Raw genomic sequence first — 528 nt, 5'->3', positions numbered from 1 at the left:
GGTCGCGGCCGCGCCGCTGACGCGCTCGCGCACCTCGGCGGCGCCCCCCGCCGCCCGCTCCCGGGCGTTCGACGCCTCCGCCGACTCGGATCCCCCCGCCCCGCCGGACGCACCCTCGCTCGCCGCGACCGAGGACGGACGAGGCCGGGAAGGCTCTGGAGCGGAGGCGGCCGACGCGGCGGGGGAAGGGGAGGCAGTGGGGGAAGGGGACGCGGCGGGGCTGTGGCCGTTCAGCGCGGGCGCGCTGGTCGGCCGTCGCGACTCGGGCGAGGACGGTCGGTCCCCGCCAGGGGCTGCCGGCGCCGCGCCGACCGGCGGCGTGATCGGCGCCGGGTCCGGCGGGGCCGCGTTCGGGTCCACTGACATCGGGTGGTTCCTCCCTCATCGTCTTACTTCGTGTCGAGGTCTTCCGATCTCGACATGCTGCGGATCCCGGCGGACCCGGCGGTCTCGGCACGGCGAGGCTGCCGCGTCGACGCACCAGCGCCGCCGCCCGCGTCCTGCGGCCGGCCCCGCGTGGGGGCGAGC

The 528-nt window shown here is 79.2% G+C and carries 1 pseudogene; it reads right to left on the bottom strand.

The window, feature by feature from the left end:
* Window positions 1-366: pseudogene (locus ND748_RS33595) on the bottom strand (hypothetical protein); the annotation flags it as partial.
* Between the last annotated feature and the right edge of the window lie 162 nt (window positions 367-528).

Source organism: Frankia sp. AiPs1 (assembly GCF_023716945.1).
Lineage (GTDB): Bacteria > Actinomycetota > Actinomycetes > Frankiales > Frankiaceae > Frankia.
This window is presented reverse-complemented; position numbering and strand designations above follow the sequence as displayed.